General features: G+C 39.1%; 14 protein-coding genes. 12 read left to right on the forward strand and 2 right to left on the reverse strand.

Annotation, left to right across the window (positions count from 1 at the left end):
• The first annotated feature begins 1 nt into the window (after nt 1).
• The 8 genes from HDC90_RS19195 (at nt 2) to HDC90_RS19230 (ending at nt 11,781) form a co-directional block, all read left to right on the forward strand.
• Nucleotides 2-1,993: a heavy metal translocating P-type ATPase gene (locus tag HDC90_RS19195; RefSeq protein ID WP_184469270.1), complete on the forward strand. Its 1,992-nt coding sequence runs from the start codon at nt 2-4 to the stop codon at nt 1,991-1,993.
• A 175-nt stretch (nt 1,994-2,168) separates the two neighbouring features.
• Entirely contained in the window at nt 2,169-2,804 is a 636-nt protein-coding gene (locus HDC90_RS19200) for a Uma2 family endonuclease (protein ID WP_184469271.1), read from the forward strand.
• 47 nt (nt 2,805-2,851) lie between these two features.
• Nucleotides 2,852-3,487 (forward strand): Uma2 family endonuclease, encoded by a 636-nt coding sequence (locus tag HDC90_RS19205; RefSeq protein ID WP_184469272.1) that lies wholly within the window; start codon nt 2,852-2,854, stop codon nt 3,485-3,487.
• Between the two features lie 254 nt (nt 3,488-3,741).
• On the forward strand, nt 3,742-6,408 hold the full coding sequence (locus tag HDC90_RS19210) for a valine--tRNA ligase (protein ID WP_184469273.1): 2,667 nt from the start codon (nt 3,742-3,744) through the stop codon (nt 6,406-6,408).
• Between the two features lie 60 nt (nt 6,409-6,468).
• Nucleotides 6,469-7,152 (forward strand): hypothetical protein, encoded by a 684-nt coding sequence (locus HDC90_RS19215; RefSeq protein WP_184469274.1) that lies wholly within the window; start codon nt 6,469-6,471, stop codon nt 7,150-7,152.
• 336 nt (nt 7,153-7,488) lie between these two features.
• Nucleotides 7,489-8,844, forward strand: coding sequence for a Gfo/Idh/MocA family protein (locus HDC90_RS19220; protein ID WP_184469276.1), 1,356 nt, complete (start codon nt 7,489-7,491; stop codon nt 8,842-8,844).
• Between the two features lie 51 nt (nt 8,845-8,895).
• Entirely contained in the window at nt 8,896-10,260 is a 1,365-nt protein-coding gene (locus HDC90_RS19225) for a DUF1080 domain-containing protein (RefSeq protein ID WP_184469278.1), read from the forward strand.
• A gap of 327 nt (nt 10,261-10,587) precedes the next feature.
• Entirely contained in the window at nt 10,588-11,781 is a 1,194-nt protein-coding gene (locus HDC90_RS19230; protein WP_184469280.1) for a Gfo/Idh/MocA family protein, read from the forward strand.
• Between the two features lie 496 nt (nt 11,782-12,277).
• Here HDC90_RS19230 and HDC90_RS19235 read toward each other — a convergent pair whose 3' ends face one another.
• Entirely contained in the window at nt 12,278-12,736 is a 459-nt protein-coding gene (locus tag HDC90_RS19235) for a type I restriction enzyme HsdR N-terminal domain-containing protein (protein ID WP_184469305.1), read from the reverse strand.
• Nucleotides 12,737-12,949: 213 nt separating this feature from the next.
• Between HDC90_RS19235 and holA the strand changes: the two genes are divergently transcribed.
• Nucleotides 12,950-13,972 (forward strand): DNA polymerase III subunit delta, encoded by a 1,023-nt coding sequence (gene holA, locus HDC90_RS19240; RefSeq protein WP_184469282.1) that lies wholly within the window; start codon nt 12,950-12,952, stop codon nt 13,970-13,972.
• 130 nt (nt 13,973-14,102) lie between these two features.
• Entirely contained in the window at nt 14,103-16,361 is a 2,259-nt protein-coding gene (locus tag HDC90_RS19245) for a glycoside hydrolase N-terminal domain-containing protein (protein WP_184469284.1), read from the forward strand.
• A gap of 124 nt (nt 16,362-16,485) precedes the next feature.
• Here HDC90_RS19245 and HDC90_RS19250 read toward each other — a convergent pair whose 3' ends face one another.
• Entirely contained in the window at nt 16,486-18,183 is a 1,698-nt protein-coding gene (locus HDC90_RS19250) for a DUF4091 domain-containing protein (RefSeq protein ID WP_184469286.1), read from the reverse strand.
• A 367-nt stretch (nt 18,184-18,550) separates the two neighbouring features.
• On the opposite strand from HDC90_RS19250, the gene HDC90_RS19255 reads away from it, so the two are divergent.
• A complete protein-coding gene (locus HDC90_RS19255; protein WP_184469288.1) occupies nt 18,551-19,285 on the forward strand; it encodes a hypothetical protein in 735 nt (244 codons plus the stop codon).
• Nucleotides 19,286-19,292: 7 nt separating this feature from the next.
• The gene (locus tag HDC90_RS25575; RefSeq protein WP_184469289.1) at nt 19,293-21,320 is read left to right on the forward strand and encodes a plastocyanin/azurin family copper-binding protein; all 2,028 of its coding nucleotides are present in this window, start codon (nt 19,293-19,295) and stop codon (nt 21,318-21,320) included.
• Nucleotides 21,321-21,545 lie beyond the last annotated feature (225 nt).

A 21,545-nucleotide genomic window follows, 5' to 3' on the forward strand; every position in this document is an offset into this window, starting at 1 on the left:
AATGAGCCACTCGCACGATAAAGAAGATAGCTGTTGCAGCAGTAAAGTACATTCTGCACCAAAACATAACCACGATCATGATCACGCACATGAAGAAGGTGACGATCATGACCACGACCATGGCGGAGATCCATCAGCCTTTAAAACTTTTTTGCCAGCCATTGTAACATTGGCTATGCTTCTTGTTGGAATTGCGTTTGACAATCTTTTTAATGTTGCGGCATTTCAGATTATTAGGCCTTATTGGTACATCGTGGCCTATTTACCTGTGGGTATTCCGGTTTTACGCGAGGTTTGGGAAACTTTTAAAGCCAAAGATTTCTTTACAGAATTCTCTTTAATGTCTATCGCTACAATCGGTGCTTTTGCCATTGGCCAATACCCTGAAGGGGTAACGGTGATGCTTTTTTATACTATTGGCGAGTTGTTTCAACTGGCAGCGGTAAACCGTGCCAAAAGGAATATTAAAGCATTACTGGATGTTCGGGCAGATGTAGCACATGTATTTCGTAACGGAAAATACGAAGATATTAATCCTGAAAAAGTAGAAATTGGCGAAACCATACAAGTAAAGGCTGGTGAGAAAATTCCTTTAGACGGAGAACTGATCAGTGATAAAAGCAGTTTTAATACCGCTGCTTTAACAGGCGAAAGCAAACCCCGTACAATTAGTAAGGGTGAATCGATTTTGGCAGGAATGCTTAATCTGGATAAAGTTATTGAAGTTAAAGTTACCAAAGCTTTTGCCGATAGTGCATTGTCGCGCATTTTGGAGATGGTTCAAAATGCCACTACCCGCAAAGCTAAAACCGAACTTTTTATTCGCAAGTTTGCGAAAATATATACCCCGATTGTTTTCTTTTTAGCCCTTGCGCTGGTTACTATACCAATTTTGGTTTTAGGAAGCGAATATCACTTCCAAACCTGGTTATATCGTTCGCTGGTTTTCTTGGTTATATCTTGCCCATGTGCATTGGTTATTTCTATTCCATTAGGTTATTTTGGCGGCATTGGGGCGGCATCTGCAAATGGCATTCTTTTTAAAGGTTCTAATTTCCTTGATTTAATTACCAAACTGGATACGGTTGTAATGGATAAAACAGGAACCTTAACAAAAGGCGTTTTTAAGGTTCAGCAAGTAGAAAGCAGTATTGATCAAGCAGATTTTTTAAATTTATTAACCGCTATAGAAGCTAAATCGACCCATCCGATTGCAAAGGCTATTGTAGAATATGGAGGCGAGAAAGAAATTCATCCTGCTGAAAACATTGAGGAAATTGCTGGAATGGGTTTAAGAGGGATAGTAAATGGCAAAGCAGTTTTGGCAGGCAACACAAAACTTTTAGAAAAATTTAATATTGCCTTTGATACCAGGATCGCATCGATTGAAGAAAGTATCGTTGTTGTTGCTGTTGACCAGAAATATGTTGGTTATGTTTTAATTGCAGATGAAATAAAAGAAGATGCTGCTGAAGCCATTAAGCGGCTTCATGAAAACGGAGTAAAACAGGTTGTGATGTTAAGTGGTGATAAAACCTCGATTGTTAAAAAAGTAGCAACAGGTTTAAGTATTGATACTTATTTTGGCGATTTATTACCAGAAGATAAAGTTGCCAGGCTGGAAGCTATTAAAAGTGATAAAAGTAAAGTGGTGGCTTTTGTTGGCGATGGAATAAATGATACCCCTGTGTTGGCCATTAGCGATATTGGTATTGCTATGGGCGCAATGGGGAGTGATGCTGCTATTGAAACCGCAGATGTGGTGATTCAAACCGATCAGCCTTCTAAAATTGCAACTGCGGTTAAAATAGGTAAGGCAACTAAAAAAGTTGTGATCCAGAATATCGTATTGGCATTTGCTGTAAAAGCAATCGTCTTAATTTTAGGGGCTGGAGGAATAGCAACTATGTGGGAAGCTGTTTTTGCTGATGTTGGTGTGGCACTTTTAGCCATTTTAAATGCGGTAAGGATACAGAAAATGAAATTTTCTTAATGGGTTAATTGTTTAAATTGGTTAGCTGATCTTGGAGTAGCGGCCTTAAATTAAAACATTGATTTTTCTCTTCATTAGTTCAATGATAAACTGCCAATTGAAAACTTCTTAATGGTAAGTAAGATATGTTGAAAAATAGAAAAACAAAATGCTATAAAATTTAGTATATTTGGTTATGTCTAAGACTGTTCCATATCCTGTTTTAAACGATGATGATGAGCCTGTTAGGCAATTCAATGAACTTGATGCATCCTTAACTTATAGCTATTCTAATTATTTGAACTGGCTTTTTCCTGAAAGAGTGGAACTGATTAAAGGTAAAATCTTTAAGATGAGTCCTGCGCCATCAAGTTTTCACCAAATAATCACCGGCAAAATATACCGTAGATTAGGTAACTTTCTTGAAAAACACCCCTGCAGAGTTTTTATTTCTCCATTTGACGTGCGTTTTCCGAAAGAAAGCGAAAATAATAAAGAAATCTTTACCGTTTTACAACCTGATATTTGTGTGATCTGCGATGGAAACAAAGTTGATGCCCGTGGTTGTATTGGTGCGCCTGACTTGGTTGTAGAGGTTTTGTCTCCAGGAAATACCAAAATGGAATTGCTTAATAAATACCGCGTTTATGAAGAATTTAGTGTTAAAGAATATTGGGTGGTAAGTCAGGGCGATCAAACCATTTTAATTTACACTCTTAATGAAATGGGTAAATTTCGGCCCTCTAAAATATTTACACTAAGCGAGAAAATTACTTCAAAAGTATTACCGGGTTTTGAACTGGCATTGGATGACGTTTTTGAGGATATATAAAATCCATTAATATTTTTGAATTACTACTTTTTTTAGTATATTCGGTGATGTCTAAACCTGTTCCATATCCTGTTTTAAGCGATGATGAGCCTGTTAGGCAGTTCAATGAACTTGATGCATCCTTAACTTATAGCTATTCCAACTATTTGAACTGGCTTTTTCCTGAAAGAGTGGAACTGATTAAAGGTAAAGTCTTTAAGATGAGCCCGGCACCCTCGAGGGGTCATCAGGAAGTGGCCGGGAGTATTTTTTTAAATCTGGGTATTTTTCTAAAAGATAAACCATGCAAAGTTTATTCTGCTCCGTTTGATGTTCGCTTTCCAAAAGAAAGTAAAGCTGATAAGGATGTATATACGGTATTACAACCCGATATTTGTGTTGTTTGTGATAAAAGTAAACTAGATGCCCGCGGCTGTATTGGTGCCCCTGATCTTGTTATCGAAATTTTATCTCCTGGTAATACAAAAATGGAACTGCTTAATAAATACCGCGTTTACGAAGAATTTGGTGTTAAAGAATATTGGGTAGTGAGCCAAAGTGATCAAAGTATTTTGATATATACCTTAGACGAGACGGGTAAATTTCAGCCTTCTAAAATATTCACTTTAAGCGAAAAAATTACGTCAACCGTGTTGCCTGGTTTCGAATTGGCATTGGATGACGTTTTTGATGACGTAGAGTAAGTGTTTTATGGAAATGCATTATCATTCTTTCTTGCATGAACCAATTTTTCTAAACCTGATTAAAGTGTAGCGATAACAAAATAACGAAAACTTGCATTGCAAAACAGCTAAATCAAAATGCGGCACTTGCTCTCCAAAAACTAATGACCTTTCTCCCATACACACTCGTCCGAAGTTTAACTGCTTTAGTCTTTCCGCTTACTTGGCTTTGGTCTTTCAGCTTAATTAGCTATTTTTGAACTTTTAATACATTCATGAGCATATCCACCAAGTACAATCCTGCAGAAACAGAAGATAAATGGTATAGCTATTGGCTATCTAAAAAGTTTTTTCACTCAGAACCCGATGAACGCGAGCCTTACACCATTGTAATTCCGCCACCAAACGTCACAGGTGTACTGCACATGGGGCATATGCTCAATAATACCATTCAGGATGTATTGATCCGTAAAGCCCGTATGCAAGGTAAAAATGCATGCTGGGTGCCAGGAACCGACCACGCCTCTATTGCTACTGAAGCAAAGGTTGTAGCGATGCTAAAAGAGCAGGGCATTAATAAAAAAGACCTTTCGCGGGAAGAATTTTTGAAATATGCCTGGGAGTGGAAGGAGAAATACGGGGGTATTATTTTAGAGCAGTTAAAGAAACTGGGAGCAAGCTGTGATTGGGATCGTACCCGTTTTACCATGGAAGAAGATCTTTCTGAAGCGGTGATTGATTCATTTATCCACCTCTACAAAAAAGGTTGGATTTACCGTGGTATCCGCATGGTAAACTGGGATCCTGCCGGTAAAACCGCGGTTTCTGATGAAGAGGTGATCCGTAAAGAGGTTAATCAAAAGTTATACTATATAAAATACCTAATTTCTGGTACAACAGATCAGTTTTTAACGATTGCAACCACGCGCCCGGAAACCATAATGGCCGATGCAGCCATCTGTATCAACCCGAATGACGAACGTTTTACGCACCTCAAAGGCAAAAAAGTTTTTGTACCGTTGGTTAACCACGAAATTCCGGTTATTGAAGATGAATATGTAGATATCGAATTTGGAACAGGTTGTTTAAAAGTTACACCGGCACATGATTTAAACGATTATGAACTGGGCGTAAAACACAATTTGCCGGTTACCGATATCTTAAACGATGATGGAACCTTAAATGAACTGGCGGTTATTTTAGTGGGTGAAGACAGGTTTGTTGCCCGTAAGAAAATCGCTAAAATGCTGGAAGAGGCCGGTCACTTGGATAAAGTGGAAGATTATAAATCGCAGGTTGGTTTTTCCGAACGTACTGATGCAGCCATCGAGCCAAAACTTTCTATGCAATGGTTTGTAAAGATGAAAGAGATGGCACAGCCAGCTTTGGATGATGTGTTGAATGGAGAAGTAAACCTGATTCCGAATAAATTTGAAAATACCTACCGCCACTGGATGGAAAATGTACGCGATTGGAACATTAGCCGCCAGTTATGGTGGGGGCAAAGAATTCCGGCCTGGTATGACGATAAAGGAAACTGGGTGGTTGCCAAAACCAAAGATGAAGCCTTAGAAGAATTCTGGAAGAAAAAACATCTGAACGAGAATTGTTCGGAAGCTGAAAAAGCTGGATTCAAACATCAGTTAGCGCCATTTTTAAGACAGGATGATGACGTAATGGATACCTGGTTCTCCTCGTGGTTATGGCCAATTTCGGTTTTTGATGACTTTAAAAATCCTGAAAATAAAGACATCAATTATTATTACCCAACTAACGATCTGGTTACCGCGCCTGAAATTTTATTCTTCTGGGTGGCCCGCATGATTATGGCGGGGCATGAGTTTATGGGTAAAAAACCATTTACGAATGTATATTTAACGGGGATAGTACGCGATAAACTGGGACGGAAAATGTCTAAATCGCTGGGCAATTCACCAGATCCGATTGGATTGATTGAAAAATATGGTGCTGATGCCGTTCGTGTGGGTATGTTAATGTCATCTCCTGCCGGTAACGATTTAATGTTTGATGAAGCTTATTGCGAGCAGGGGCGTAATTTTGCCAGTAAAATATGGAATGCTTTCCGTTTGGTAAAAGGATGGGAGGTTGATGAAAACCTGGTGAATCCGAATACCCAGGCCATTTTGTGGTTCGAAAACCGCTTTAATGAGGCATTAGTAGAAATTGAAGCCAACTTTAAGCAATACAGGCTGTCTGAAGCATTAATGATTACTTATAAGTTGGTTTGGGATGATTTCTGTGCCTGGTATTTAGAAATGGTTAAACCTGCTTACCAGCAGCCAATTGATGCAGATAGTTATCAGGCAACAATTGCATTCTTTGAAAATATCATCAAATTATTGCACCCGAATATGCCTTTCATTACCGAAGAGTTATGGCATGATGATTTGTTTGCAGATCGTGGCGAAATGGACTGTTGTATTGTGGCCGAATTCCCGAAAGGTGGGGCTTTTGATGAGCAATTATTGAAAGATGCGGAGGTAATTAAAACCGTTGTAGCTGAAATTAGAAATGTAAGGAACCAGAAACAGATTTCTCCTAAAGAAGCGCTGCCTTTAAGTATCAAAATAAATTCTGATCTTGACTATGAAAAATGGTTAAACATTGTTTTCAAACTGGCCAATGTATCAGAAGCTGAAATTGTAAACGATAAAATTGTTGGTGCAACTGCTTTTATGGCTGGTAAAGATGAATTTTTTATCCCGCTAACCGAAAACGTTGATTTAGAGGCAGAGCGCGAACGCTTAAATGCCGATTTAATTTATCTGCAGGGTTTTTTAAAATCAGTTGATTCCAAACTAAACAACGAACGCTTTGTGCAGAATGCGAAACCAGAAGTTATTGCTAACGAACGCAACAAAAAAGCCGATGCTGAGGCGAAAATCAGAATTATTGAAGAAAGTTTAGCGGTTTTAGGCTAATAATAATCTCACAGACCTGTAAGGTTTTTAAAACCTTACAGGTCTCTTTAATTAAAAAATATGATACGCTCTCAGAATTTATTATGCATTTTTTCCTGCCTGTTATTATTTATTGTTTCCTGTAAGAAAGAAGGCGATAAAGAAGAGGTACTGAAATATCCCATTTCCTTAACTTATAAATCTTACAGTAAGGGAAAAATGAGGATGTGGACAATGAATGGCGAGGTACTGGATCAACAAAAAATAGCAAATTTTGCAGGAAATGCCTTTGCTAATTCATTTGATGCCAATTTTTATCAGATAAAATTTACTAAAGCCGATTCTGCAGAAATTAGATATCCACCTGCATTGGATGGATTTTGGACTTACAAAGTTAAGGATTCTGCTAATATTGATTTTAAAGGTGATGTTCATCTGTTTCATGGAATGGTGTTTGGGAACCAAGCTACGCTTGATCGGTCTTTTCTAATATATAGAACCAGCATTTATACTCAACCTGTGAGGGTAATCAATCAACCAACATCAATTCCTCCCATTATTTACAGGGCAGATTTAGGATTTAAAGCTATGGGGAATAAAAAAGCCCTTACGATCTCTGGTTATCTTTATAAATTGCGCCTGTATAACAGAGCTGCTATTTTTAGCGGTCACATGTTCGGTGATTTTAACGAGCGATTTTTAAACGAATTACAAGATCGTGATACTTTAGTTGTGCAGTTGACTAAAAATAATTGGGCGCTGTAAAAAATAACCTACAAGGTATATTCAGTCCATTAGAAATTTAGTTTCTAATGGCTTTTTTATTTAATTCGAATAAAATTATTTGATTAAGAATAGATTATTTCAAACGTTTTCCTAAAATAGTAAAAAGATCTTATTGCAGTAAATATTAGCCATCCAGGCCTTTTATTTAAGGTTAATGTGATGGTTAACCATTATTTTAATTTAAGGTTTCAAAAATATTACTTACGAAAATTTAAGGTTTATTTTTATTAACCATATTTTAGGTTCTGTTAAGCAATTTGCGGGAAGGCAGACTGTTTAAATACTTTTCTAACCTTATTTAAACTGTTTTATTCTATGGAAAATTCCAGAAGAAAATTTATTAAACAATCGGCAATATTTGCTGCGGCAACTTATGCGGGTACCATGGGCATGAGTGCCAAAAGTTACGGCCGTATCATTGGTGCAAATGATCGGGTACGTGTTGGTGTTGTTGGATTTTCTGACCGATTTAAAGATACCCTTTTGCCTTGTTTTTTGAACCACAATAAGGAGCTGAATTTCGATATTGTTGGCCTTTCCGATCTTTGGAACTACCGTAGAGATTTAGGGATTGCCCATTTAAAAGAAAAATTCGGCCATGATATTAAAGCCTGCCGTAACAATGATGAGCTTTATGCAATGAAAGATCTTGATGCTGTAATTATCAGTACTGCCGATTTTCAGCACGCGCTCCATACCATCGAGGCCGTAAAAGCCAATTGCGATGCGTATGTAGAAAAGCCTTTTGCCGAAACCATGGACGATGCTAAAGCTGCATTTAAAGCGGTTAAGGCAAGTAAACAGATTGTACAAATTGGCTCGCAAAGAAGAAGTGGTGAGAATTATATCAACGCGGCAAAATTTATACAGGACGGAAAATTCGGACCAATCACTGCTGTTGATCTGGTATGGAATGTAAACCAGCCTGGCAGATGGCGCAGACCAGATTTAGTGGCTAAATTAAAAGAAGAAGATATTGATTGGAAACGTTTCTTAATGAACCGCCCGGTTGAAGCCTTCGATCCACGGAAATATTTAGAATACAGGTTGTTCTGGCCTTATTCATCTGGTATGCCCGGGCAGTGGATGTCGCACCAGATTGATACGGTGCATTGGTTTACCAATCTGAAACATCCACGGAGTGTAGTGGCAAATGGAGGCATTTACACCTGGAAAGATGGCCGTAGAAACTGGGATTCGATGGTTGCGGTATTCGATTACGGTCAGCCGGATATGACCGACGGTTTCCAGGTTACTTTCACCTCAAGAATGCAGAATAGTGTAGGCGATGTAGGCGAAGTTTACTATTCAAATGGTGGGGAGTTGAATTTAATTACCAATAAGGTATCGCCAAAAGGTGGTTTAAGGGAAAAAGAGGCAGCCGCCATGGGACTAAAAGCTAACCTTTTACCTGAATTTGATTTAAGCAAAACCGAAATTAAAGCCGCAACTGGTGCCAATATGGGTGGTGATGGGTTAACCTCTGGCCATATGCGAAACTGGATGGAATGTGTGCGTAGCCGAAAAACACCAAATGCCCCTGTTGAAGCAGGTTATTCGCACTCTATTGCCAATATCATGACCAATGCTGCAGTACGCACGGGTGCGAAAGCAGTTTTCGATGAAGGTAAACAGGAAGTAATGGCAAACGGAAAAGTATTTAAATATTAAAATAGAAATATCGTCATTTCGAGAAAGAATGACGGCAAGAAAAAACGTATCATGTTAAATTTCAAAAAATATAGTATTCTGGCGCTTTCGCTAATCAGTTTATCAGCTGCTGCTCAAAAAATAAAACCATTATTTGATGGTAAAACGCTTACCGGTTGGAAAGCCGTTGCAGGTGCTGCTCCATACAAGGTTGAAGACGGAATGATTGTCGGAACGATGACCAAAGGCACACCAAATTCGTTCTTAATCACTGAAAAAGAATATGGCGATTTCATTTTAGAACTGGATGTGAAACTGGAAGGCGAAACCACCAACTCGGGCGTGCAAACCCGTAGCCACCTTAAACCAGAAGGAAATAATGGTAAAGGATTGGTTTTTGGCAGACAGGTAGAAATAGACCCTACACCTCGCGCATGGACGGGTGGAATTTACGATGAAGCCAGAAGATTGTGGCTTTATCCTTTAGAGCTTAACCCATCTGCAAAACCGTTGTATAAAAAGAATGAGTTTAACCACTACAAAATTGAATGTATTGGTAACGAAACTAAAACCTGGGTAAATGGAACACCTGTTGCCTACGTAATCGATACCTTAGATAAATCTGGATTTATTGGCTTACAGGTTCACGGTATTGGCAATAACCTTGATAACGATGGTAAGAAGGTTTATTTTAAAAACATTAACATCCAAACAGAGGGATTAAAAGCCAAAGCTTTTCCAAAAGGAATTTATACGGTGAATTTAACTCCGAATACTTTATCTGCTTACGAAAAATCGGAAGGCTATAAACTATTGTTCGATGGCAAAAGCAATGCAGGTTGGGTTGGTGCTTATAAAACTACCTTCCCTGCCAAAGGATGGAAAATTGCCGATGGCGTAATTAGCGTTGAACCGTCTGGTGGTGCAGAATCGACCAACGGTGGTGATATTGTAACCAAAGATGAATATGCTGCTTTTGATTTATCGTTCGAGTTTAAATTAACCCCAGGTGCAAATAGCGGGGTGAAATACTTCGTTACCTTAAGCGAAAAAAATACGGGTTCGGCCATCGGACTTGAGTATCAGGTTTTAGATGATGTATTACATCCGGATGCAAAATTAGGCAGGGATGGAAACCGTACCCTGGCCTCTTTATACGATTTAATTACTGCTAAAAAAGAAGCCCGTTACCTGCGTCCAATTGGCAGTTGGAACAATGGCCGTGTGGTGGTATATCCAAATAACAAAGTAGAACATTATTTAAACGGGGTTAAAGTGTTAGAATATACCCGTGGATCTGAAGAGTTTAAAAAATTGGTTGCTATCAGTAAATATAAAGATTGGAAAAATTTTGGCGAAGCACCGAAAGGGCATATTTTGTTGCAGGATCATGGCAATAAGGTAGATTTCAGGACCATTAAAATCAAAACTTTATAACATGAGTTCGATTAATATTTATGTGTTTTGATTAGTTTTTAGCCTCCCTTTTCTAACGCGATCGTCATGCTGAATTTATTTTACAAGTAGCACTAGTGATTTCAATTGTCTTGTAGCTACTACGTGGTCAGCATCTTTCCTGCTAGATAGGCCCTGAAATAAATTACCTTCGGTGAGCTTGCTAAGGCTCGGTTCAGGGTGACGACCGTGAGTTAAAAATACCCGCAGAAGACTTTTTAAGCCAATATTAATGATCGAGTTTAGGTTATCTGTGCGAATTTGTAGTTAAATATATTTATGAATAAAGAAATAAAATATTAACATATTATGCATCGTCGATCTTTTGTGAAAACATCAGCTTTGTTAGGCTCTGGTTTACTTTTGGGTAACCAGGGCTTTGCCAATTTAATACCTGATGAAATTATTAATGTAGCCATGATTGGTTGTGGCGATCGCGGTAAAGGTGTTTTGTCGGTAATTAAATCAATGCCTGCAAAGTATAAAATTAAAGCTTATTGTGATTTACTCGATTTTAGGCTTAAGGAAACCGAAAAGTACGTTCCTGCTGATGCGAAAGCTATAAAAGATTACCACAAAGTTTTAGACGATAAAACAATCGACGCGGTTTTTATAGCTACACCTTTAAGCGAGCATTTCGGCATTGCAAAAGATGCTGTGCTGGCTGGTAAACATGTGTATGTAGAAAAAACCATGACTTATAATATAACCCAGGCGCTCGAACTTAAAAAACTGGTTAAAGAGCATCCCAACCAGGTTTTTCAGGTGGGATATCAATACCGTTATTCGCCCCTGTATTTTAAGGTGAAAGACATGGTACAAAGCGGTTATTTAGGTAAGGTTAGCCAGATCGATTGCCGTTGGGACCGTAATGGCAATTGGCGCAGGGCAGTTCCGGATCCGGCTTTAGAACGCAAAATCAATTGGCGGATGTACAAGGAATATTCTGGCGGATTAGCTGCCGAGCTTTTATCGCACCAGATTGATTTTATCAACTGGGCTTTCGAAACCCAGCCCGATGAAATTATGGGATCAGGTGGGATAGATGTTTTTAAAGACGGACGCGAAACTTATGATAACATACAGGCCATTCTGCGTTATAACGAAAAAGGAATGATTGGCAACTTTGGAGCCACTTGTGGCAATGCGCATGATGGATATCTGTTTAAAATAAAAGGTACTAAAGGTTCGGTTTCTTTGCTTACCAATACAGGCTTATTTTATCCCGAAGAAAGTGCTAAAAAAGAATTAGGTATTGTGGATGGAGTAACCGGGGCTACAAAAATTGTGGTCAATAAAGATGGGGGAATCCCGATTTTAGATAAACCCACTATAGATGGTACAAATTATGCCTTGGATGAGTTTTATAAATCGATAATAACCAAGAAAGAACCTGCATCGAATATCAATACCGGAACCCAGGCGGCTATATGCGTGTCCATGTGTAATGAGGCAATTTATAGTGGCAATAAACAGGTTTGGAAGCCAGCGTACGATGTATAAAGTAATGCTGGCATTTAAGATTTCTTGCCATTGGCAGTTACATGGACACATCTTTGAAGTTGGTTTTTATGCGTTATGCTAGCCTGCTTTAATAATACATAGGTTTTACCGAAGAACGCCCGTCAATCCCAAGCGGCAGGAAATCAAAAAACAGGTGCAGAATAGAACAAATAGCACTACCAAACTTTAAACGCAGTGGTTTTGTGTTCATAAGCGATGAATCGAAACTTTAATGAGGATTGAACACAAAACAAAGTGCCACTGTTTTTGATGAGCAGGGGTGGTGAGGAGCCACATTGCCGGATTGACAAAGCGTTTTGGGTACTTTGGCGCCCCAAAATGCGCAGCATTTTTTCTATTGGTTGGTGTCTCACCGACCAAGAAGATAACAATTATTCGACTTTAGTTTTTTGTAAGCCGATTAAGTTTCGGTCGGTGAGACACCAACCGATAGATGAAAGATCCTTCACTACGTTCAGGATGACAAAATATGACGTTACAATTCCAGATACTCTGGTATTTCCTGTACGAAATTAAAGCTGCCTTTTTCCGCATCCATCTTTGCATAAACATGTTGCAAGCCATTGGTCAAAACGATCCATCTGGCCTGGTGTACGGAGTTGTATCGGGATGCCTGATCGAAAACCGATTGCGTAATCTTTACCTTGGGTGCCTTACATTCAATTAACATCAGCTTTTCGCCAGCAGTATTGTATACTAAAATATCGCTGCGTTTTTGTAACTGGTTTAGCACCAAACCACCCTCAATCTGGATCAATGTACGTGGGAATTTTTTTTCCAAAATCAGGTTTTGTATAAAATGCTGGCGTACCCATTCTTCAGGCGTAAGTACCAGATGTTTCTTCCTGATCTCGTCGAAAATAAAAACCACATCATCCTTTTGGGTAATTTTAAATGGGTAGGGCGGCAGGTTAAGTGGGATAGGGGTAAATATTTCGGTTTTCAATTTACAGTTGGCGGTTTTCAGTTCGCAATCGGCAGTTTACAATTAACAATGCAACAATAAAACAATATATCAATTATTACAGGTTCAAAGTTAGTTTAATTTTGAGACATGTAAGCAAATCTAAAATCTAGGATCTCATATCTCCCTTAATTTATAAACATTTACCCAAATCGTTAAACCTAAATCGTAATTTTACGGGCAATGACTGCTGCCGAAATTATCAAAGATATTAAAGCCCGAAAATTCAAACCTGTGTATTTATTACATGGAGAAGAATCTTACTATATCGATCAAGTAACAGATTATATTGAAGATAAACTGCTGAACGATGCCGAAAAAGGCTTCAATCAAACGGTTTTATATGGCAAAGATACCGATATGGCAACGGTTTTGGGGGCTGCGAAGCGCTACCCGATGATGTCTGATTACCAGGTAGTAATCGTTAAGGAAGCACAGGATTTAAAATGGGGTAAAGAAGATTCGAGTAGCAAAGAGGGCGAATTTGTACTCAATTATTTTGAAAAACCTTTACCCAGCACCATTTTGGTACTCGCCTACAAGTATGCCAATTTCGATAAGCGTAAGAAGGTTTACAAAGCCATTAGCAAAAGCGGTTTAATCTTCCAGTCAGATCCTGTTCGCGATTATAAACTGGTACCCTGGATTGAGGAATTTATTAAAGATAAAGGTTACAAGATCGATCAGCAGGCATCGGCTTTAATGGCCGAGTATTTAGGAACCGACCTTTCCAAAATTGCCAATGAGATCGAAAAGTTAATGCTTAATGTTCCAAAAGAAGTAACCATTAATGCCGATCTGGTTCAGAAAAACATCGGTATTAGTAAAGAATATAATGTTTTCGAACTGCAGAAGGCCCTGGCCATCCGTGATGTACTAAAATGTAATAAAATTATCAATTACTTCGCCAGCAATCCTAAAGCTAATCCAACAGTAATGGTTTTAGCCAATTTAGGTGGTTATTTTACTAAACTTCTAAAATACCATTATATCCCAAACAAGGCCGATGCCGCGTCAGCTTTGGGCGTGCCTCCATTCTTTATCAAAGATTATGAGGTAGCAGCAAGAAATTACAACACCGGAAAAGTTTTCCAGGTGATCGGCTTACTCCGTGAATACGATTTAAAAAGCAAAGGTTTAGATAGTAGCGGAAATGTTGATGATGGAGAACTCTTAAAGGAACTTGTTTTCAAGATCGTACACTAATTTTTTTTAGGTGTCATTTTATTGCTCATCAAACGTTTGCGTAGATTTTAGAAATCTTTTTGTGATTTAATATCATTATTTTAGAAATCGATACTTCATCAACAGCTGCTAACCATTTCTAAACAAACAAATGAAAACTAAAATTACAATTGTTTTATTACTGCTGTGCTTTTCTGTCAGCAGTTTTGCACAATCCTTAAAACCTTACAATCTTTCCTTCCTAAAACTCGCTAACAGGTGGGACGAAGCTATGCCTCTTGGTAATGGTATGTTAGGTGTTTTAATCTGGGAAAAGAACAATAAATTGCGCCTTTCATTAGATCGTGCAGATCTGTGGGATGAGCGTAAAGCGCTGGATATTTCTAAACTTAATTTTAAGTGGGTAGAAGAGCAGGTTCACCAAAATAACTATGCCGAGGTTCAAAAAATAGGAGATGAACCTTATGATAACAGTCCATATCCAACCAAATTGCCTGCTGCAGCAATGGAATTTGATATGGCTAAGCTAGGTAAAGTATTATCGAACGAATTGGATATCGAAACGGCCTTAAATACAGTAAAATTCGAAAATGGTACTGTTTTTAACTGTTACATCCATGCAGAGCAGCAACGGGGATATTTTAGTTTCGAAAATCTTAAATCTACGGTACTCATACCTAACTTGATTGTGCATAATTATGCCAATAATTTTATCGAAAAAGGCGATAACAGTCATGCAGGAGAAGGTTTGCAGAAATTAGGCTATGAAAAAGGAACAGTTGCCAATAATATAAATAGTATCCGTTACCATCAGCCTACCTACGAGGGGCATTATTATGAGGTGTTGGTTCAATGGAAAACAATGGATAACGGCAATGTAATCGGTTCCTGGACAATTAGTAATGATAAAGCTGCAGAATTACCTGTCATTTCTTCGACTGCGAAAGAGCCGACTGGCTGGGATTCTCATATCAAATGGTGGAAGGATTATTGGAATAAATCGAATATCTCTGTTCCTGATCAGGTCATTCAAAAACAATACTATTTAGAAATGTACAAATTGGGCTGTGTAGCCAGAAAAGGTGCACCAGCCATAACTTTACAAGCCGTTTGGACAGCTGATAACGGTAGTTTACCGCCCTGGAAAGGCGATTTCCATAATGATTTGAATACCCAATTGAGTTATTGGCCAACATATACCGCTAACCACTTGGCAGAGGGGGGCACTTTTACCGATTGGTTATGGAATATCAGAGAAAAGAACCTTGATTATACCAGGCAATATTTTGGTGTTAATGGCTTAAATGTGCCAGGTGTGGTTACTTTAAATGGCGATCCGATGGGTGGATGGATCCAGTATTCGCTTTCGCCAACCGTAAGCGCATGGACCGCGCAACATTTTTATTGGCAGTGGAAATATAGCATGGATAAAAGGTTTCTTAAAACCAGGGCTTATCCATACATCTGCGAAGCAGCAACCTATCTGGAGAATATCACAAGATTGAAAGATGGCAAACGTTCACTGCCTTTAAGCTCTAGCCCTGAGTATAACGATAACAGCATAAAAGCTTGGTTTTTAAACTGGACCAACTATGATTTGTCGTTGGCTAAGTTCCTATTTAAAGCTGCAGCTGAAGTAAGCATGGCAAAGGGTAAAATAGATGAAAGCAAACATTGGGAAGAAGTACTCAAACAATTGCCGGATTATGAAATAAATGAAACTGGTTTGACCATTGCTCCTGGATCTAATTTAACGGGTTCCCATAGGCATTTTTCGCAGTATATGGCCATATATCCGCTCGATTTATTAGATGTTAACCACCAAAAAGATAAAAGCATTATTGATAATTCTTTAAAACGATTAGAAGAAATGGGTACAAGGGCATGGTGTGGTTATTCTTTTAGCTGGATGGCTTCTATATACGCCAGAGCTTACCAGGCCGATAAAGCATTAAAACAATTGGAAATTTTTGCTTCAAACTTTTGCTCTACAAATAGTTTTCACTTAAACGGCGATCAAAAAGGAGGGCAATACTCAGGCTTTACCTACCGTCCGTTTACCTTAGAAGGCAATTTTGCCTTTGCACAAGGCGTTCAGGAGCTTTTATTACAGAGTAGAACCGGTTACATACAGGCATTCCCGGCTGTACCACAAAGCTGGAAAGACGTTACTTTTAATAATCTACGTGCAGAAGGTGCCTTTTTAGTAAGTGGAAATAAAGAAAATGGTGTGCCAACAAGGGTAAAAGTATATGCAGAAAAAAAGGGTTTACTTAGAATTAAACTGCCTTTTAAAACCTATGTGGTGAGAGATTTACCGACTGAAAATGTAAAAATGGGCGATGATGGAATTGTTGAAGTAAAGCTTAAAAAACATCAGACCATTGTTTTTGAAAACGGTTACGAATAATCGCATCAAGGCTATATCATAAAACAAAGTTCTCTAAATTTTGTCACTTTGAGCTCAATACAAGCTGAGCTCAAAGTGGTATCGAAATGTTTACGCTGATAATCTAATCTGTAAACCTATTCCATTAATTATTTAATAGGTCTTTCACTTTTTTCAACATTTCATCTGCTGAGGTGGTCGCTAATAATTTAATGTCGAAAGTTGCCAATGCGCTATGGAGTGCATTAAGTTGTTTTGTGTTTTTATTGGCTATATACTGAGCTTTCAGCACCGAAATTTTTTCAAAATCCTGTGCGCCTTCAATAAGCTTTTCGAACCTCACTGAACTTAACGGACCTGGGTAAATCTGATAGGTGTCGCCAGCTGGCCAGGCGGTAAAACGACTATCAACCAGTGGATTTTTTGTCCAACTGTTGTAAGCCCATCTTACATACCCATCAAGGGCTTTATTTGCCGAGTACCAGCCCATCCAAACCTGTTCTGCCGGAGAAGAGAAGGTAAATGCATTTGGATAAGGTTCAGTGCAGCAAGTATACCAGGTGCTAATTTTGCCTTGTTGTTGGCGTTTTTGCAGTACCTCGGCGGGGAAATCCCATTTAGAAGCGATACAATAGTTGTCAATATTGCCTTCTATTTCGCCATGATAATCGCCTGCAAGCGCTATTTTCCAATCTTTATCTGTTTCTTTCAGTAATTTTATAACCGCCTTCATCGCTTCCATGGGCCTTTCGTCCATCGCGATATAAGTTTTGGAAAACCATCCTTTTTGTTTTAAGTGCGTAGTGAAATCAATTAACATGGTTTTCCAAAAGCGGTTATAAGCTTCAGATCCAATCGCATCTTTAAGCACAGCTTCTTGCCCAAGATTTTCATCATAATAGGTGAAGGCAATTTTCCAAGGCACCATACTATAGCAGTTTATACGGTCTGTAATACCACATTCCATTACAAATGCGATGTATTTATCAAATAAGCTATAATCATATTTCCAGCTACCATCTTTCTTTTTGGTCCATTTAATTAAACTCGGATAATCATCAAATGTTTGGTGGCCCCATGGTTCGTTTACAATACTGGCTGTTATCGTTTTTTGCCCTGCATTGGCCAGCATTTGATAGTATTCTTTCATCAGGGAGAAATGTTCGGCGCTCCAGGTTTGAACATTGTGTACACGCGCAATGGCCTGTGGATGTTGCCAAAGATCTAAATCGTACTTCCATTTGTTGGCAGGAGGTAGCGTTCTGTCTAATACCTGAATAGTAATTTGTAATTCCTGTTCTTTATTGCCGATAACTTTAATCTGGCCAGAATAGCTGCCCGCTTTAGCATTCGCCGGTACTTTTATACTTAGCCAAACAGGCTGCGTATTATTTTTTAACAGGCTTACGGCTGTGGTTTTAGTATCTATAATATCAGCTACGTAAGAAGAATCAAAATCTTTTGCTTTTCTGTAACCACAACCGCCTTTAAATTCATCGGTAATTACATATTTTAAAAAACTGCTGCTAATGTTTTCTCTTTTCAACACATTTCCTTGGGCATCTTTCAGGTCAGAAACCTGTATTTTGATTGATTTTGATGCTTCACTGCTCCACAATAACACCTGAGTGTTTATCTTTTCTCCTTTCCATGCTTTGGTTGTCCATGTTTTATTTACTGCTATTTCAGGAGGAACTTCTCTAGCATAACGGATATTTGAAGAGGCAAAACTAACCTGTAATCCAGGATTAACTTTACTCCAGTCGATACTGGCATCAGGCTTGTTTTGAGCATTGGCGGTTAAATAAAAACCTAAGAAACAGAGTAAGAATAGATATTTCATCCCCCCAAATTAGTCATTTGATTATTAAAATAATACGATTTAATGAGTGACTTATACACGCAAACGTTTGTTGTTGTGTAACGAAATAGATAGATCGGGGCTTGGGCTATGCCGTAGCCAAAAAGGTAAAAAAGACATAGCTAATTATTGAGGGATAACCTGTGAGCAATGTAAGACGTTTTACTGTTTGATCTTCCTGTTTATGCTACCGTTTGCATTTTTTTTGATTAAGTTTTAATGTTCTGGTAATTAGTATTTTACATTGCTTATTGATAATTGTTGTACCATAATTTTTGTAAACTGATATGCTTATGATATATTTGTTATGCAACCGATTGTTTTGTTGCGCCTTAACCAAATTAAAATTATGATCTATAAACGAATGATGTGCTGCCTGATGCTTCTTATCTGCTGTGCAGCCTATTCCAGGGCCCAGAATACTAGCCCTTACATCATCAATGTAACAAACAAACCCTATTTACTGCGAAGCTTTCTGATGTTTGAAGGCAAAAAACGTACCCATGTAATTTCTGTAGGTACGCCCGAAAAAGTAAACTATGCTTACGATTTAAAGCAGGGTGCTTTACTCGAGGTATGGCGTGGAGATTTTATGGATGTGAAAGAAATGTGGCAAGATAGGGGAGAACCTCAGCTCGCCAAACCTTTGGGTACCGTTTTACCACTTTCTGCAACACCTGCCCTTGCTGTACTGGCCGATAAAGATGCTGCATGGCCTGATTCTATTGCTTTTGACGACCTTCAAAACAAGGGTTATGTATTGGATAAAAGCAAAATGCCAACCTTCTTATATACCGCTAACGGTGCCGATGTAACTGATAAAATAACCGTTCTGAATGGCGGTACAGCTTTAAGCCGTACCATCAGCATCAGCAACGGCAAGCAGCCACTTTATTGTCGTATTGCTGCCGGATCAACTATCGAAGCGCATAAAAATAATACTTACACTGTTGGCGATAAGGCTTATACCGTAACAGTGGGCCAAGGCACGAAGGCGTTTATCAGGAAAACCCAAAATGGCAAGGAGCTGCTGGTGCTACTGGCCAATGCCACCGATTCGTTAACCTATTCGCTAACCTGGTAATCAAGACATGAAAAAATCAACATACTTATTGTCTCTTTTGTTACTGGGCACCGGACTGGTAACCGTAAAAGCACAAACACAAACAGAGAAACAGATTTATCCCATAGTAACCGTTCCCATTCCAAAAGAAATAGCCTTGGAAGTTGGTGGAATGACTTTTTTACCTAATGATGAGCTGGCTGTGGCTACCCGTAAAGGTGAAGTGTGGATTATCACCAATCCTTATATGAAAGATGGCCAGCAACCAAAATACCGTCTATTTGCGCAAGGTATGCACGAAATATTGGGCTTAAATTACATCAAGGGCGATCTTTACCTTACCCAGCGCGCCGAGATTACACGCCTGCGCGATCTGGACGGCGATGGCGAAGCCGATGAATACCGCACCATGTACTCCTGGCCATTATCAGGCAATTACCATGAATATGCCTATGGTCCGATGTTGGATAAAGATGGCAATATGGTGGTTACACTTAACGTGGGCTGGATTGGCTATGGTGCCAGTTTATCTAAATGGCACGGATGGATGCTCAAATTTACTCCCGATTTTAAGTTAAAACCTTTTGCAACCGGCTTCCGTTCGCCTGCAGCGATGGCGCTGAATAGCGAAGGCGATATATTTTATGCCGAAAACCAGGGCGACTGGGTAGGCTCAGGCAGCATTACCCACGTAGAGGAAGGCGATTTTGTAGGCAATCCTGCCGGCCTGGTATGGGCAGATGAGCCAGGCTCCCCGATTAAACTGCACAAAAAAGATATTCCCGATACCGGCGAACCTGAATTCGAAGTAGCCAAAAGAGTGCCTGGACTAAAAACACCTTCTGTGTGGATTCCACATTCTATTATGGGTAACTCAACATCGGGTATCCTCAATTATACTGATAATGGCAATATGGGGCCTTTTAAAGGGCAGCTTTTTGTAGGCGACCAATCGCAGAGTAACATCAACAGGGTATTTTTAGAGAAAGTTAAAGGGGTATACCAGGGCGTGGTATTTCCATTTCGCAGGGGATTTTCTTCAGGTATCCTCAGGATGAACTGGGGATCAGATGGTAGTATGTTTGTTGGAATGACTTCAAGAGGGTGGTCATCTACAGGTAAAGCCGAATACGGGTTGCAGCGTTTAACCTGGTCGGGTATTATGCCATTTGAGGTGCAAACGGTAAAGGCTCAGCCTGATGGTTTCGAGCTTGAGTTTACCATGCCTGTTGATGAAAAAACCGCCCGCGATGCCGGCGCTTATAAACTCTCTACTTTTACCTATAAATACCACCACATTTACGGCAGTCCGGTAATTAACCGATCGGCCCGTACCATTAAAGCCATTGTTGTTTCTCCCGATCATAAACGGGTGCGCCTGGTGTTGGATAGCTTAAAAGAAGGTTACATCCACGAAATCAAAATGGAAGGATTACGTGCTGAACAGGGCAATATCCCTTTATTGCATGATTATGGCTATTATACTTTGAATAAGATCCCTGATGGAGAAAAATTGGCCTTAACTGCTGAAAATAAACCTACAGGCAACGCGCCGGCTGAACACCATATGGAGGGAATGGAACACCACCAAATGGGCAATATGCCAGCAGCAGGTGGTGCAGTTAAAGGCAATACCGATGTTACAAAACATGTTACGCAACAACCCGAAAACTGGACTAAAGGACCTGATAAAACGATTGTACTGGGTACCAAGCCAGGTTTAAAGTTCGACCTGACCAGTATTACCCTAAAGGCAGGTACTACAGTAAAATTAACCTTCAAAAATGTGGATGATATGTTGCACAATTTTGTGCTCACCACGCCTGGTTCTGGTAATGCGGTAGGGGAAATGGCCTTAAAAATGGGCCTAGATGGCGAAAAGTACGATTTTGTTCCTGCCACACCTAAGGTGTTGGCTTACACGTCGTTATTACAACCTGGAAAATCGGATACGATTTATTTTACAGTGCCTAAAACACCGGGCATCTATCCTTTTATTTGTACCTATCCGGGCCACTATATGGTGATGAAAGGCCAGATGAAAGTGATTAAATAATATTTGTATTTAACAGCCAATAATTATTAAAAGCAGATTGAGCGTTGATTTAAGCGCTTAATCTGCTTTTTTTATACTCATTAATTATGCCCCCACTTCACTTTGTAACTAAGATAAAAGTACTAAAAGATTGGAAAGACTATAGAAGAATTAGCAGGTACTTTTTCAGACCACCAAAAAAATAATTATTAATTTTAGGTGATACCTGGTCAAAAATATCCACAT

It is taken from the genome of Pedobacter sp. AK013, from assembly GCF_014205835.1.
Taxonomy (GTDB): Bacteria; Bacteroidota; Bacteroidia; order Sphingobacteriales; family Sphingobacteriaceae; genus Pedobacter.